Genomic DNA, 480 nt, shown 5'->3' on the forward strand with positions numbered 1-480 from the left:
GCCTGATCGAGGAACGCCAGCAGGAGGCCCTGCGCCTGCTACGCTACTTCGCGCTTCCCGACGCGGTACACCAACGCCTGTGGAAGCAGCTCGACACGGTGTATTTCCTGCGCCATTCCGCGGAAGAAATCGCCTGGCACACGCGCGCCCTGCACTATCGGACCCGCGTCGAGCAGCCGGTGGTCAAGGCACGCGTGAACCCACAGGGCGAAGGACTCGAGGTGTTGATCTATACGAAGGATCAGCACGATCTGTTCGCGCGCCTGGTCGGCTTTTTCAGCCGTGCCGGCTACACCATCGTCGACGCCAAGATCCACACCACCCGTCACGGCTATGCACTGGACAGCTTCATGCTGCTCGACCTCAGCGATCGCGGCAGTGACCGTGCAATGATCAGCTACATCGAGCACGAGCTGACAGCGCGGCTCAACCGCCAGAGTCCGCCCGAGGCACCCGGCAGCGGGCGCCTCTCGCGGCAGG

1 pseudogene is annotated in these 480 nt (G+C 64.4%); it reads left to right on the plus strand.

From position 1 onward, the window contains the following. Window positions 1-480 (plus strand): annotated as a pseudogene (locus tag CAPSK01_RS14650) (bifunctional uridylyltransferase/uridylyl-removing protein); the annotation flags it as partial.

The organism is Candidatus Accumulibacter vicinus (assembly GCF_000584955.1).
In the GTDB taxonomy this organism is placed as follows: Bacteria; Pseudomonadota; Gammaproteobacteria; order Burkholderiales; family Rhodocyclaceae; genus Accumulibacter; species Accumulibacter vicinus.